Raw genomic sequence first — 13364 nt, 5'->3', positions numbered from 1 at the left:
ATGCCCCGCGGGGCGGCGGTGCGCCGCCCCGCGGGGACCTGACGGACGGTCAGCCCTGCGCGGGGACCTTGACGATCAGGGCGTCGCCCTGGCCGCCGCCGCCGCACAGCGCGGCCGCGCCGACGCCGCCGCCGCGGCGCTGGAGCTCCAGCGCCAGGTGCAGCACCACGCGGGCGCCGGACATGCCGATCGGGTGGCCGAGCGCGATCGCGCCGCCGTTGACGTTGACGATCCCGTCGCTGACGCCCAGGTCCTTCATCGACTGGTGGGCGACGGCGGCGAACGCCTCGTTGATCTCGATCAGGTCGAGGTCGGCGACCTCCAGGCCCTCCTTGGCGAGGGCGTGCCTGATCGCGTTGGACGGCTGCGACTGCAGCGAGTTGTCCGGGCCCGCGACGTTGCCGTGCGCGCCGATCTCGGCGATCCAGCTCAGGCCCAGCTCCTCGGCCTTGGCCTTGCTCATCACCACGACCGCGGCGGCGCCGTCGGAGATCTGCGAGGAGGTGCCGGCGGTGATGGTGCCGTCCTTGGCGAAGGCCGGGCGCAGCTTGGCCAGGCCCTCGACCGTGGTGTCGGCGCGGATGCCCTCGTCCTGGCTGAACAGCACGGGCTCGCCCTTGCGCTGCGGGATCGCCACCGGGACGATCTCGGCCTCGAACACGCCGTCGGCCTGGGCCTTGGCGGCGCGCTGGTGGGAGGCGGCGGCGATGGCGTCCTGCACCTCGCGGCCGATGCCGAGCCGGGTGTTGTGCTTCTCGGTCGACTCGCCCATCGGGATGTTCTCGTAGGCGTCGGTCAGGCCGTCGTGCGCCATCGCGTCGAGCATCTCGATCGCGCCGTACTTGAAGCCCTCGCGGGACTTCGGCAGCAGGTGCGGCGCGTTGGTCATCGACTCCTGGCCGCCGGCCACCACGATGTCGAACTCGCCGGCGCGGATCAGCTGGTCGGCCAGCGCGATGGCGTCGAGGCCGGACAGGCACACCTTGTTGATGGTGAGCGCCGGGACGTTCATCGGGATGCCGGCCTTCACGGCGGCCTGTCGCGCCGGGATCTGGCCGGCGCCGGCCTGCAGCACCTGGCCCATGATCACGTACTGGACCTGCTCGCCGGAGACGCCGGCCCGCTCCAGCGCCGCCTTGATGGCGAAGCCGCCCAGCTCGGCGCCGGAGAAGCCCTTCAACGAGCCGAGCAGCCGGCCCATCGGCGTGCGCGCACCTGCGACGATCACAGAAGTAGTCATGGACGAGCCCCTTCGCGCGTCGGACCAGAGGGTATGGGGATGCGGTCAATGTACTGATCGGTCACCGCCGCGTCACCGCCGCGAGGATGTGATCAGCGCTACTGGCACCTTCCAGTGAACACCGTGTCAGTTGCGGGAAGTTCCACCGGCGGGACTCCGATGTGAGCAGACTCGCAAGGCGAGCCGCTGGCGCCCGGCTCGGCGGATGCGCTGCACTGGGTGCCGTTCCCGTCCCGGCCCCGCCCCCGGAGGTTCTCTGTGCTGACCCGCATCGACCACATCGGCATCGCCTGCTTCGACCTGGACCGCACCGTCGAGTTCTACCGGTCCACGTACGGCTTCGAGGTGTTCCACTCCGAGGTCAACGAGGAGCAGGGCGTCCGCGAGGCCATGCTGAAGATCAACGACACCGGCGACGGCGGCGCCTCCTACCTGCAGCTGCTGGAGCCCACCCGGGACGACTCGACGGTCGCCAAGTGGCTGGCCAAGAACGGCGAGGGCGTGCACCACATCGCCTTCGGCACCGCCGACGTGGACGGCGACGCCGCCGACATCAGGGCGAAGGGCGTGCGGGTGCTGTACGAGGAGCCGCGGCGCGGTTCGATGGGCTCCCGGATCACCTTCCTGCACCCGAAGGACTGCGGCGGCGTGCTGACCGAGCTGGTCACCAGCGCCGAGCCGGGCGAGCACTGACCGCGGGCCGAACGGCCCCCGACCGGGGCGGGTGCGGGAGCCGGCCGGTTTCGACGAAGCGGTAACAAACTGGCCGGTAACTTCCGAAAAGGACCTCGCCCCCATTCCCCCGGGCACGGCTCCCACTACAATGCCCAGGTGCGCAGGTACCTCCGGTCCGCGCACCGCAGGGGAGTCCACGACGCGGGCACGGCCGAACGGTCGCCGTTCGGATCTGTCACCATTCTCCAGAGGCAACAGTTCGCTCAGGAGTCCACCCGGACGGCGGAGCGATTGCAAGGACCGACCGGTCCGACCCCGGGCACGGCCAGGGAGCGGAGCGGACCCGGTCGAGGACGCGACCAGGAGATGGATGGGACCGCGGAGTGCGGGGCTACGACCGCGTTGAGGATCACCTCTCCAAGTTCGAGGCCGAGCTGGAGAAGGCCCGCAAGGAGCGGGACAAGACCATCGAGCACGCCGACGACCTCGCCTACCAGGTGGAGGTGCTGCGGGCCAAGCTCCACGAGGCCCGCCGGCAGCTCGCGCAGCCGCGCGCCTTCGACTCCGTCTCCGGCCAGGCCGAACAGGTCCTGCGCAACGCCGAGATGCAGGCGGAGGCGCTCCGCGCCGACGCCGAACGCCAGCTCCGCGAATCCCAGGCCGCGACCCAGCGGATGATGGCGGAGGCCGCCGAGCGCACCGCCCAGCTGGAAGCCGAGTTCAACGCCCGGCGCCGCCGGCTGGAGGAGGAACTCGCCGAGTTCCGCGCCGCCGCCGAACGCCACGTCAACGAGAACGTCAACTGGGCGGAGCAGACCCGCGCCGGCACCGAGCAGGAGGCGCAGCGCCTGCTCCAGGAGGCCCGCGTCGAGGCCGAGCGGATGATGGCCGCCGTCCGCGCCGAGGCCGCCGCGCTCGCCGACCAGGCCCGCGCCCAGACCGCCGCCGACGTCGACGCCGCCCGCGGCGAGGCCCAGGCCCGCGCCGAGGAAGCGCTGCTGCGCGCCCAGTCCGACGCCGAACGCCTGCTGCGCGCCGCCTCCGAGCAGGCCCAGCAGACCGGCGCCCAGGCCGAGGAACAGCGCGTCGCCCTCACCGCCGCCGCCCAGCAGCAGCTCGCCGAGGCGCACGCCGCCGCCCAGCAGCAGCTCGCCGCCGCCGAGGCCGAGATCGCCGCCCTCAAGGCCCAGGCCCGCTCCGACCAGGAGCGCGCCGAGGCCGCCCTGGTCGGCGCCCAGGCCGAGATAGAGCGGCTGCGCGCCGAGGCCCTCGCCGAGGCCGAGCGGGCCCGCACCGAGGCCGCCCGGATGCGCGAGGAGGCGCTCGCCGCCGCCGAACGCCTGCAGGCCGAGGCCGCCGCCGAGGCCGAGCGCAAGGTCGCCGACGGCACCGCCGCCAGCGAGCAGCGCTCGCAGACCGCCAAGGCCGAGATCGCCAAGATGGTGGCCGCCGCCACCCGCGAGGCCGAGCTGATCAAGGCCGCCGCCTCCACCGCCCAGGCCGAGGCGGACGCCGCCAAGGCCGCCGCCGCCGAGGAGAGCGAGCGCCTGCGCGGCGCCGCCGAGTCGGTCGCCAACGAGCTGCGCGCGGACGCCGAGAAGGAGATCGCCGAGCACTGGGCCGCCGCCGAGCGCAAGGCCGCCGAGCTGCGCGAACAGGCCGCCGCCGAGGCCGAGCGGCTGCGCGCCGAAGCCGAGGAGGCCGGCCGCGCCGAGGGCGCCAAGGACGCCGCGCTGCGGCTGGCCCGCGCCGCCAAGCAGGCCGAGGAGGTGCTCGCCCGCGCGACCACCGACGCCGAGGCCACCCGCGGCGAGGCCGCCGCCGAGGCCGAACGGCTGGTCGAGCACGCCAAGTCCGAGGCCGGCACCCTGCTGGAGCAGGCCCGCGACGCCGTCGAGCAGGCGCAGAACGCCGCCATGGAGGACGCCGCCTCGATCCGCGAGCAGCTGGAGCGGATGCAGGCCGAGGCCGCCCAGGCCCGCGAGCAGGCCGAGCAGCAGCGCTCCGCCGCCGAGGCCGAGGCCGAGCGCGTGCGCGCCGACGCCCGCCGGCAGGCCGCCGTGCAGATCGAGGAGTCCGCGAAGCAGGCCGAGGAGCTGCTGACCGCCGCCAAGACCGACGCCGACGCGCTGCGCTCCGGCGCCGCCGAAGAGGTCGAGCGGCTGCGCACCGAGACCCGCGAGCAGGCCGCCGCCGTCCAGGGCCGGGCCGAGCAGACCCTGACCAGGGCCCGCGCCGAGGCCGAGAAGCTCACCGCCTCCGCCGCCGCAGCCCGCGACGAACTGCTCGCCGCGGCCGAGGCCGCCGCCGAGGAGCAGCGCGCCGCCGCCGAACGCGACGCCGCGCGGACCCGCGAGCAGGCCGAGGCCGCCGCCGCGACCCTGCGCGCGGAGGCCGAGGCCGCCGCCGGGGCGGTCCGGGCCGACGCCGACGCCGCCGCCGAGGCTGTCCGCGCGGATGCCGCGCAGTGGGCCGAGCAGCACCGCGCCCAGGCCGAGGAGGCCGGCCGGGCCGTGCGCGCCGAGGCCGAGGAGGCCGCCCGCGCGCTCGCCGAGCAGGCCGAGGCCGCCGCGCAGGCGCTGCGCGAGGAGGCGGCCGCCGCCCGCGAGGCGGCCCGCGCCGACCTGGAGCGCGAACAGGCGCTGACCGCCGAGAAGTTGGCCGAGGCCGCCGCGATCCGCGAGGCCGCCGACGGCGAGGCCGCGTCGGTCCGCGAGGCCGCCGCGCAGGACGCCCACCGGATGCGCGCCGAGGCCGAGCAGGAGCTCGCCGCCGCCCGCACCGAGGCCGAGGCGCTGGCCGCCGACGCCGCCGCCGACCGCTCCGAGGCCGCCCGCCTGCGCGCGGAGGCCGAGTCCTTCGACCAGGAGCTGCGCGCCGCCGCCGAGCGGGACACCGCCGAACTCCGGGCCGCCGCCGAGCGGGAGACCGCGGAGCTGCGTGCCCTCGCCGACCGGGAGACCACCGAACTCCGGGAGGCCGCAAGCACGTTCGACCGCGAGCTGCGCGAGGCCGCCGCCGCGTACGACCGCGAGCTGCGCGAGCGCGCGGACGCCGACACGGCCGAGCTGCGCGCCACCGCCGAGCAGGAGGTGGCCGAACTCCGCGCCACCGCCGTCCGGGAGAGCACCGAGCTGCGCAGGGAGGCCGCGCGGGCCTCCGAGGAGCTGCGGGCCGAGGGCGCGGCGCAGGCCGCCGAGCTGGTCTCGCAGGCCGAGCAGGACGCCGCCGAGGTCCGCCAGTCGGTGGCCGGCCTGCACGAGACGGCGACCAATCAGATCGCCGAGCTGCGCGCCGCCGCCGAGCAGGAGATCGCGGAGCTGCGGGCCACCGCGGAGCGCGAGACCGCCGAACTCCGGGCCGTCGCCGACCGCGAGACCGCCGAACTGCGCGAGGCCGCGGCCCGCGACGCCGCCGAGCTGCGGGCCGCCGCGGAGCGGGACACCGCCGAGCAGCGCGCCCTCGCCGACCGGGAGACCACCGAACTCCGGGAGGCCGCCAGCACGTTCGACCGCGAGCTGCGCGAGGCCGCCGCCGCGTACGACCGCGAGCTGCGCGCCGCCGCGGAGCACGAGACCGCCGAACTCAAGGCGGCCGCCGCCGAGTTCGCCGAGCAGCAGCGGGCCGCCGCGGAGGCCGGGGCGCAGCGCGCACTGGCCGAGGCGGACGAGCTGGCGGCGGCGGCGCTGGCGGACGCGGAGGAGCGGGCCGCGGCGCTGCGCGCGGACGCCGAGGAGTACGCGCTGGCGACCCGCACCCTGGCGGAGGAGTTCGACGCGGACATCCGGGCCCGCGCGGAGGCGTTCGACGCGGAGCTGCGGGAGAGCGCGGAGGCGTACGACAAGTCGACCCGCGAGCAGGCCAAGTCGGTGCTGGAGAAGGCGTTCACGGACGCCGAGCAGCTCGCCGAGTCGGCCCAGGCGGAGGCGCTGGCGGCGGCCGCGGCCGCCGAGGAGCAGGCCGACGCGCTGGTGACGGCGGCCCGCAAGGAGGCCGAGCGGCTGGTCGCGACGGCCGAGGCGCAGGGCAAGGCCGAGGTGGAGCGGGCCCGTTCGGACGCGGACGCGCTGCTGTCCGAGGCCCGCCGGGACTCGACCGCGATCCGGACCCGGGCCGAGGAACTGCGCGAGCGCACCGACGCCGAGATCGAGGCGCTGCACGAGCGGGCCCGCAAGGAGAACGCGCAGGCGATGAAGTCCGCCGGCGAGCGGGTGGACGCGCTGGTGACGGCGGCTCAGGAGCAGCTGACCGAGGCCGAGGAGCAGGCGCAGGCGCAGGTCGCGGAGGCCGAGGAGCGGGCGGCGGAGCTGATCGCGGCGGCCGAGACGCGGGCGGCCGAGCTGACCTCGGAGGCGTCGGCGGAGGCCGGGCGGGTGCGGATCTCGGCGGTGCGCAAGGCCGAGACGCTGCTGAAGGAGGCGGAGAACAAGCTCGCCGACTCCACCACCCGGGCCGAGGCGCTGATCATCAAGGCGGAGGCCAAGCTGAAGGCCTCCGAGATGGAGTCCGAGGAGAAGCTGGAGGCGGCGGCCGACGAGGCCGCGTCCCGGCTGCGGCGCGCCGACGAGGAGTCGGAGAAGCGGATCCGCCGGGCCGGTTCGGACGCCGAGGAGCAGCTGCGGCTGGCCGCCGAGGAGGCGGAGCGGCTGCTCGCCGAGGCGAAGGCCGAGGCGAAGCGCGTGACCGACGAGGGCCAGCGGGAGTTGGACGAACTGGTCCGCCGCCGCAAGGACATCAACACCGAGATCTCTCGGGTCCAGGACGTGCTGTCGGCGTTGGAGGCGTTCGAGGCGCCCGCGCCGGCGGCCCACAGCAACGGGGGCAGTAAGAAGGACGGAGGGCCCAAGGCCGGTGCCGGGGTGGGCTCTCCGCGATCGGGAGGCAATCGCTCCGGGGGCGCGCCACCCGATTGAGCGGACATTGTCCGCGAACCGACGGCGTTTCGCCGTTGACACTCCGGTACCGTGTCAGGATTCCCTCAACCATCTCAGCGGTTTGACGACAGGAAGCCCAGAAATCCCATGAGCGACAGTCACTCCCCGCACGGCTTCGACCTGGTACGCCGTGGGTACGAGCGCGCCCAGGTCGACGAGCGGATCGCCAAGCTGGTGGCCGACCGAGACAGCGCGCTCTCCCGGATCAGCGCGCTGGAGAAGCGCATCGAGGAACTCCACCTGGAGACCCAGACCGCGCAGGCGGCGGTCACCGAGGCGGAGCCCTCGTACGCCGGTCTCGGCGCCCGCGTCGAGAAGATCCTCCGCCTCGCCGAGGAGGAGGCCAAGGACCTGCGCGACGAGGCGCACCGCGCCGCCGAGCAGCACCGCGAGCTGGCCGAGGCCGCGGCGCAGCAGGTCCGCACCGAGGCCGAGAACTACGCCAAGGACCGCAAGGCCAAGGCGGAGGACGAAGGCCTGCGGATCGTCGACAAGGCCAAGTCGGACGCGGCGCAGCTGCGCGCCGAGGCCAACAAGGACGCGCAGAACAAGCGCGAGGAGGCGGACGCCCTCTTCGAGGAGACCCGCACCAAGGCCGCGCAGGCGGCGCTGGAGTTCGAGACCAACCTGGCCAAGCGCCGGGAGCAGTCCGAGCGCGACCTGGCGGCCCGTCAGGCCAAGGCGGAGAAGCGGCTCGCCGAGATCGAGCACCGCGCCGAGCAGCTCCGCCTGGAGGCGGAGAAGCTGCGCACCGACGCGGAGCGCCGCTCCCGGCAGACCATCGAGACGGCGCAGCGCCAGGCCGAGGACATCGTGGCCGACGCCAACGCGAAGGCCGACCGGGTCCGCAGCGAGTCGGAGCGCGAGCTGGCGGCGCTCACCAACCGCCGCGACTCGATCAACGCGCAGCTGACCAACGTCCGCGAGATGCTGGCCACCCTGACCGGTGCGGCGGTCGCCGCGGCTTCGCTGCCGACCGACGACGGTCTGGGCGTCCCGGCGCAGCAGTCGCGCTGACGGCGGCCCCGGTCGGGGCAGCCCGCTGAGAACCGCCCGGAAGGGCCCGGAGCTCCACGCTCCGGGCCCTTCCGGCACATCAGGAGCCGTGCTGCTTCAGGCGCTTGAGGAAGGACCGGACGGCGGCGTTGAAGGTCTCGGGCGCTTCCAGCGAGGACAGGTGCCCGACGGCCGGAATGACCGTCAGTTCGGCGTCGTGCAGGGCGGCCGCCATCATCCGGGCCTCGGCGAGCGGGGTGACGGTGTCGAGTTCGCCGACGATGACGGCGGCGGGCACCTCCAGCGCGGCGAGCGCCTCCAGCGAGTCGGGGCGGGCGGCCATCGCGCGCTGCGCCCAGGCGACCGCGGCGGGGTCCGCCTCGGCGATCATCTTCCGGACGGTGTCGGTGAGTTCGGGTTCGGTGCCGGGGGCGAGCAGGTTCTCGGCGGTGTTCTCCTCCAGCAGCAGGTCGACGCTGCCGCGTTCGAGGACGGCGGCGGCGATGCGTTCGCGGTTGGCGCGGACGGCGTCGCTGTCGGGGGTGGCCCTGGTGTCGGCGAGGACGAGTCCGGCCAGGCGTTCGGGGTGCCGGCGGGCGAAGGCCATCGCCACGTACCCGCCCATGGACAGGCCGACCAGCACGGCCCGTTCGATGTCGAGGCCGTCCAGCAGCTGCACCAGGTCGTCGGCGGCGGTGTCCAGCGACGGCTCCCCGGTGCCGAGCGGGGCGGCGCCGAAGCCGCGCTGGTCCGGTGCGACCACCCGGGCGTCGTCACCGGCCGGGCCGGGTACGCGTTCCAGTTGTCCTTCCCACATCCGCGCGGAGAGCGGGAAGGCGTGCAGCAGGACGAGCGGGGTGCCGGTGCCGTTCTCGCGGACGGCCGGTGCGCTGGGGGAGGTCATGGCTCCACCGTAGGCCCCGGGGGCCGCGCCCCGGACGACGATCGTCCGAATCATCCGCTTTCTGTCCTAACCTGTCGTCAGACCAAGGAGTGGCAAATGATCGAGTTGCATCACCTGACGAAGCGTTATGGTGACAAGTTGGCCGTCGACGATCTGAGCTTCCGGATCCCGGAGGGCGTGGTCACCGGCTTCCTGGGCCCGAACGGCGCCGGCAAGTCCACCACCATGCGGATGATCCTCGACCTGGACCAGCCGACCAGCGGCAAGGTCACCATCAACGGCCGGAGTTACGCCGCCATCCAGGACCCGCTGCGGCAGATCGGTGCGCTGCTGGAGGCGAAGAGCGTGCACCCCGGCCGGACGGCGTACGACCACCTGCTGTGGATGGCGCAGTCCAACCGGATCCCCCGGCAGCGGGTGGACCAGGTGCTGGAGGTCGTCGGTCTGACCGCCGTGGCGAAGAAGCGCGCCCGCGGCTTCTCGCTGGGCATGGGCCAGCGGCTGGGCATCGCCTCGGCGCTGCTGGGCGACCCGCAGATCCTGATGTTCGACGAGCCGGTGAACGGTCTCGACCCGGAGGGCATCGTCTGGATCCGCAAGCTGATGAAGTCCCTGGCCGCCGAGGGCCGCACGGTGTTCGTCTCCTCGCACCTGATGAGCGAGATGGCGCTGACCGCGGACCACCTGGTGGTGATCGGCCGCGGCCGGCTGCTGGCCGACCTGCCGATGGCCGAGTTCATCAAGCGGAACTCGCGCTCCGCGGTGCGCCTGCGCACCCCGCACCAGGAGCAGCTGCTGGACGCGCTGCGCGGCGCCGGCCTGACCGCCGACCCCGGCCCGGACGGCTCCTGGGAGGTGACCGACGGCGACCCGGTGCTCCTCGGCGACCTGGCCGCCGCGCACAACATCACGCTGCACGAGCTGAGCCCGCAGCAGGCGTCGCTGGAAGAAGCGTTCATGCAGATGACGGCGGACTCCGTGGAGTACCGCACCGACGGCACCGCCGTTCCCGTCCTGGAGCAGCAGCCCGCCTGGGGCGCCGGCTGGGACGCCCGCAACAAGTCCGGAAAGGAGAGCTGAGATGGCCGCGTTCCCCGCCGTCCTGCAGTCCGAGTGGACGAAGGTCCGCAGCGTCCGCTCCACCGTGTGGACGCTCGCCGTCACCTTCCTGATCGTGGTCGCCATGGGCTTCGCGCTCTCACTGGTGATCAAGCTGAACTACGACCAGTTCACCGAGCACAACACCACCCCGTTCGACGCCACGGCGACCTCGCTCTCCGGGATCTCGCTGGGCGAGCTGGCGATCGTGGTGTTCGGCGTGCTGGCGGTGGGCAACGAGTACTCCAGCGGCATGATCCGGGTGTCGCTGGCCGCCGTCCCGCAGCGCGGCGTCCTGATGGGCGCGAAGACGGCGGTCCTCGGCGCCCTCGCGTTCGCGGTCTCGCTGGTGACGGTGTTCGCCGCGTTCTTCCTCGGGCAGGTGGCGCTCGGCAAGTACAACACCGGCCTCGGCGAGCCGAACGTGCTGCGCGCGGTGTTCGGCGCGGCCTGCTACCTGACGCTGCTGTGCCTGTTCTCGGTCGGCGTCACCATGATGCTGCGCAACCAGGTGCTGTCGCTGGGCATCCTGATCCCGTTCTTCTTCCTGGTCTCGCCGATCCTGGCCATCATCCCCGTGGTGAAGACCTGGGTCCGCTACTTCCCGGACCAGGCGGGCAGGACGGCGCTGGAGGTCTTCCCGACCTCCGACCACCCGTACGGTCCGTGGACCGGCCTGCTGATCTGCGCGGCGTGGACGGCGGCCGCGCTGCTCGGCGGGTACCTGGTGCTGAAGAAGCGCGACGCCTGACGCGCCGTCAGTACTTCGGAGCGCCGCGGCCCCGCAGGATGTTGGAGCCGCGGCGCTCCCGCGCTCCCCAGCACGCCCGGTGCCAGTGCCGCCGGTCGTCCACCCCGCTGCTGTGGTCCGGCCAGGCCACCACGTGCCCCACGCCCGGCGGGATCTCCTGGTCGCAGCCCGGGCAGCGGTAGTACCGCCCGGCGGTGCCGGCCACGGTCTGCACGACCCAGTCCTCCCCCCGGTACGACTCGACCCGCCGCAGCGACCCGCCCATCGGCGCGGCGCTCTCGCGGTCCTCGGGCTTCTGGATCCGGTTGCGGCGGGGTGACACGTGACTACCTCTCGTTGCGGCACGTTGCCCCTCCAGGGTACGGGCCGCGGGCCCGTCGGCGGCCTTCCTGTCCACGTCCCGTCCGTCACTGCCGCCCCATCCGCTCCACTAGCACGGATCACCGGGCGACTTCGGCGATTCGACGGTAATCCACCCTTCTCTTGGGCAAATTAAGGGTTCGGCGTGCCATTGGCACATGACATGGGTTACTCACGAGGTGACACGGCGGGGCCCGCGAACCCTGCGCGCACCGAGGAGGCACCCGATGACGAAGACCACCGCCCGGCCCACCGGCCGTCCCGCGGACCGGCGACCGGCCGGCCGCGGACCGGCCCCGGCCCCGCAGCAGGCCCCGGAGCAGCCGCCGCGCTCCGGCACCGACGCGCTCCGGATCGGGGCCTTCCTGCTGTCCGCACAGTTCCCCGGCCAGAGCCACACCGAGGCGCTGGAGCGCACCGTCTCGGCGACGCTGACCGCCGAGCGGGTCGGCCTGGACGCGGTCTGGCTGGCCGAGCACCACTTCGTGCCGTACGGCGTGTGCCCGGACGCGGCGACGCTGGCCGGCGTGCTGCTGGGCCGCACCCGGCGGATCCAGGTGGGCACCGCCGTCAGCGTGCTGACCACCCGTCACCCGGTGGCGCTGGGCGAGCAGGCGGCGCTGCTGCACCTGACCTCCGGCGGCCGGTTCGCCCTGGGCGTGGGCCGCGGCGGCCCGTGGATCGACCTGGCGGTGTTCGGCGGCGGCCTGGAGGCGTACGAGCAGGGCTTCCCGGAGCGGCTGGACCTGCTGCTGCGCTGGCTGCGCGGGGCCCGGGTGGGCGGCTCGGGGCCGCAGTTCGACTTCCCCGAGGTGACGGTGGTGCCGCGGGCCGCGGAGCCGGCCCGGCGGCCCGACCTGACGGGCTGGCTGGGCCTGGACGGGGCCGCCGCGGCCGCGGTGATCCCGCGGCAGCGTCAGGAGCCGTCCCCGCAGCCGCAGTCGGGCCCGCCGGTGGTGATGGCCTGCACCTCGCCGGCCGGGGTGCGGACGGCCGCCGAGCGGGGCCTGCCGATGCTGCTGGGCATGCACTCGGGCGACGAGGACAAGCGGGACATGCTGGCCGCCTACCGGACGGCCTGGCGGGCCTCGGGGCGCGGCGAGGAGCAACTGGCCCGGGTGGAGCGCGAGCACGTCGCGGCGGGCGTGGTGCAGGTCGACGACCGGGCCGGCGCGGCCCGGGCCAGCCTGCTGCGGGCGATGCCGGACTTCTTCGCGTACGGGCTGGGCGCGCACCGCACGGTGGACGGCCGGGAGCGGTCGATGCGCGACCCGCGGGCGTACACCGAGCTGCTCTGCGACCTGCACGCGGTGGGCACGCCGCGGCAGTGCGCGGACCGGCTGCTGGCGACCGCGGAGAACACCGGGATCCGGCGCTTCGCGCTGCTCGCCGAGGGGTCCGGCGACACCGCGGCGACGCTGCACAACCTGGACCGGATCGGCGACGAGGTCCTCCCGCAGCTGCGCTGAGCACGCCCGCGGGCCGCCCCGTCCGGCGAGGACGGGGACGGCCCGCGGCAGGCCCGAGACGGTGCGGTCGGGTGCCGGCCGGGCACTGACCCGGTGTCAGCAGTCGCGCAGTTCCGGCGACTGGTTGAGCAGCTGGGCGCGGACCGAAGTGAACCGGGCGAGCCGGTCGGCGGTGTCGGGGCCGGGGGCGAAGACCGCGACCCGGTGGCAGTTCTGGAAGGCCAGCTGGACGCCGAAGTGGCGTTGCAGGGCTCCGCGGATGGCGTCGCTGGCCATCGCCCGGAGCAGCTGTCCGCGTTCCTGCTCGCTCGGCGGCGGGACCTCGTTGTCGGCGAAGTCGGAACCGTCGACCTTGAGTTGGGCGACCAGCGAGCTGATCATGTCCCAGGCGTAGGGCAGCGAGGTGCGGACACAGTCGACGAACTCCCGCTCGTCGACCTCGCCTCGTTCGGCCTTCTCCAACAGGGCCGGTGAGACGTCGAGCGACATGGGTTCTCCTCTCACGGTCCGCCCCGGCGGTGTCGCCGGGGCGGTCGTACCGGTGTGCTGAGGGTGCATGTGGACGGTCGTGCGGTGAACCGCGCGCGATGTTCGAGTGCCGACGAGGCGACGGGCTGGGGGGAGGCCGCCTTCGTCGAGGTCCTGGCCAGGGGTCAGACCAGCGTGTCAGTCCTTCCCCGACCCGGCTGGGGAATCCGGGTATTGCCGCCCGAATCGCCGTGCCAGGGGCGAGATTGGCCGGAATCAGTTGTGCACCCACCCTGTGCGCCGAGCTGGCACGCCTCACCGCGGGTGGCCGTCCGGTCACCATGGTTCGCCGGTCCGGGCCGGGCGGCACCCGCCCTGCGGGCACTCGCTTCAATCGGTCTTCCGGCCCGCCCCGGCCCGGCCGCCTGTCTCACAAAACGCGCCCCCTCGACGCACTGCGCGCCGGGCG

General features: G+C 74.3%; 10 protein-coding genes. 6 read left to right on the top strand and 4 right to left on the bottom strand.

Features of this window, described 5'->3' with window-relative positions:
• Positions 1–49: 49 nt before the first annotated feature.
• On the bottom strand, positions 50–1240 hold the full coding sequence (locus tag KCH_RS23860) for an acetyl-CoA C-acetyltransferase (RefSeq protein WP_084223894.1): 1191 nt from the start codon (positions 1238–1240) through the stop codon (positions 50–52).
• Between the two features lie 258 nt (positions 1241–1498).
• Between KCH_RS23860 and mce the strand changes: the two genes are divergently transcribed.
• The 3 genes from mce (at position 1499) to KCH_RS23845 (ending at position 7866) form a co-directional block, all read left to right on the top strand.
• Entirely contained in the window at positions 1499–1933 is a 435-nt protein-coding gene (gene mce / locus KCH_RS23855) for a methylmalonyl-CoA epimerase (RefSeq protein ID WP_035866220.1), read from the top strand.
• A gap of 365 nt (positions 1934–2298) precedes the next feature.
• Positions 2299–6828, top strand: coding sequence for a hypothetical protein (locus KCH_RS42655; protein ID WP_035866217.1), 4530 nt, complete (start codon positions 2299–2301; stop codon positions 6826–6828).
• Positions 6829–6936: 108 nt separating this feature from the next.
• Positions 6937–7866, top strand: coding sequence for a coiled-coil domain-containing protein (locus KCH_RS23845; protein ID WP_035866215.1), 930 nt, complete (start codon positions 6937–6939; stop codon positions 7864–7866).
• A gap of 79 nt (positions 7867–7945) precedes the next feature.
• Here KCH_RS23845 and KCH_RS23840 read toward each other — a convergent pair whose 3' ends face one another.
• Positions 7946–8749: an alpha/beta fold hydrolase gene (locus tag KCH_RS23840; protein WP_035866213.1), complete on the bottom strand. Its 804-nt coding sequence runs from the start codon at positions 8747–8749 to the stop codon at positions 7946–7948.
• A gap of 96 nt (positions 8750–8845) precedes the next feature.
• On the opposite strand from KCH_RS23840, the gene KCH_RS23835 reads away from it, so the two are divergent.
• Both KCH_RS23835 and KCH_RS23830 read left to right on the top strand, forming a co-directional pair.
• Complete coding sequence (locus tag KCH_RS23835; RefSeq protein ID WP_035866210.1) at positions 8846–9829, top strand: ABC transporter ATP-binding protein; 984 nt, start codon at positions 8846–8848, stop codon at positions 9827–9829.
• A 1-nt stretch (position 9830) separates the two neighbouring features.
• A complete protein-coding gene (locus tag KCH_RS23830) occupies positions 9831–10598 on the top strand; it encodes an ABC transporter permease (protein WP_035866207.1) in 768 nt (255 codons plus the stop codon).
• Between the two features lie 7 nt (positions 10599–10605).
• Here the strand turns inward: KCH_RS23830 and KCH_RS23825 are convergent, their stop codons facing one another.
• Positions 10606–10920 (bottom strand): hypothetical protein, encoded by a 315-nt coding sequence (locus KCH_RS23825; protein ID WP_035866194.1) that lies wholly within the window; start codon positions 10918–10920, stop codon positions 10606–10608.
• 265 nt (positions 10921–11185) lie between these two features.
• Between KCH_RS23825 and KCH_RS23820 the strand changes: the two genes are divergently transcribed.
• Entirely contained in the window at positions 11186–12427 is a 1242-nt protein-coding gene (locus tag KCH_RS23820; protein ID WP_084223893.1) for an LLM class flavin-dependent oxidoreductase, read from the top strand.
• A gap of 96 nt (positions 12428–12523) precedes the next feature.
• Here the strand turns inward: KCH_RS23820 and KCH_RS23815 are convergent, their stop codons facing one another.
• Positions 12524–12916 (bottom strand): SCO5389 family protein, encoded by a 393-nt coding sequence (locus tag KCH_RS23815; RefSeq protein WP_035866191.1) that lies wholly within the window; start codon positions 12914–12916, stop codon positions 12524–12526.
• Positions 12917–13364: the final 448 nt, after the last annotated feature.

The sequence above is a fragment of the Kitasatospora cheerisanensis KCTC 2395 genome (assembly GCF_000696185.1).
GTDB lineage: Bacteria > Actinomycetota > Actinomycetes > Streptomycetales > Streptomycetaceae > Kitasatospora > Kitasatospora cheerisanensis.
Note: the sequence above shows the minus strand (reverse complement) of the source record. Positions and strands in the feature narration are given on the sequence as shown.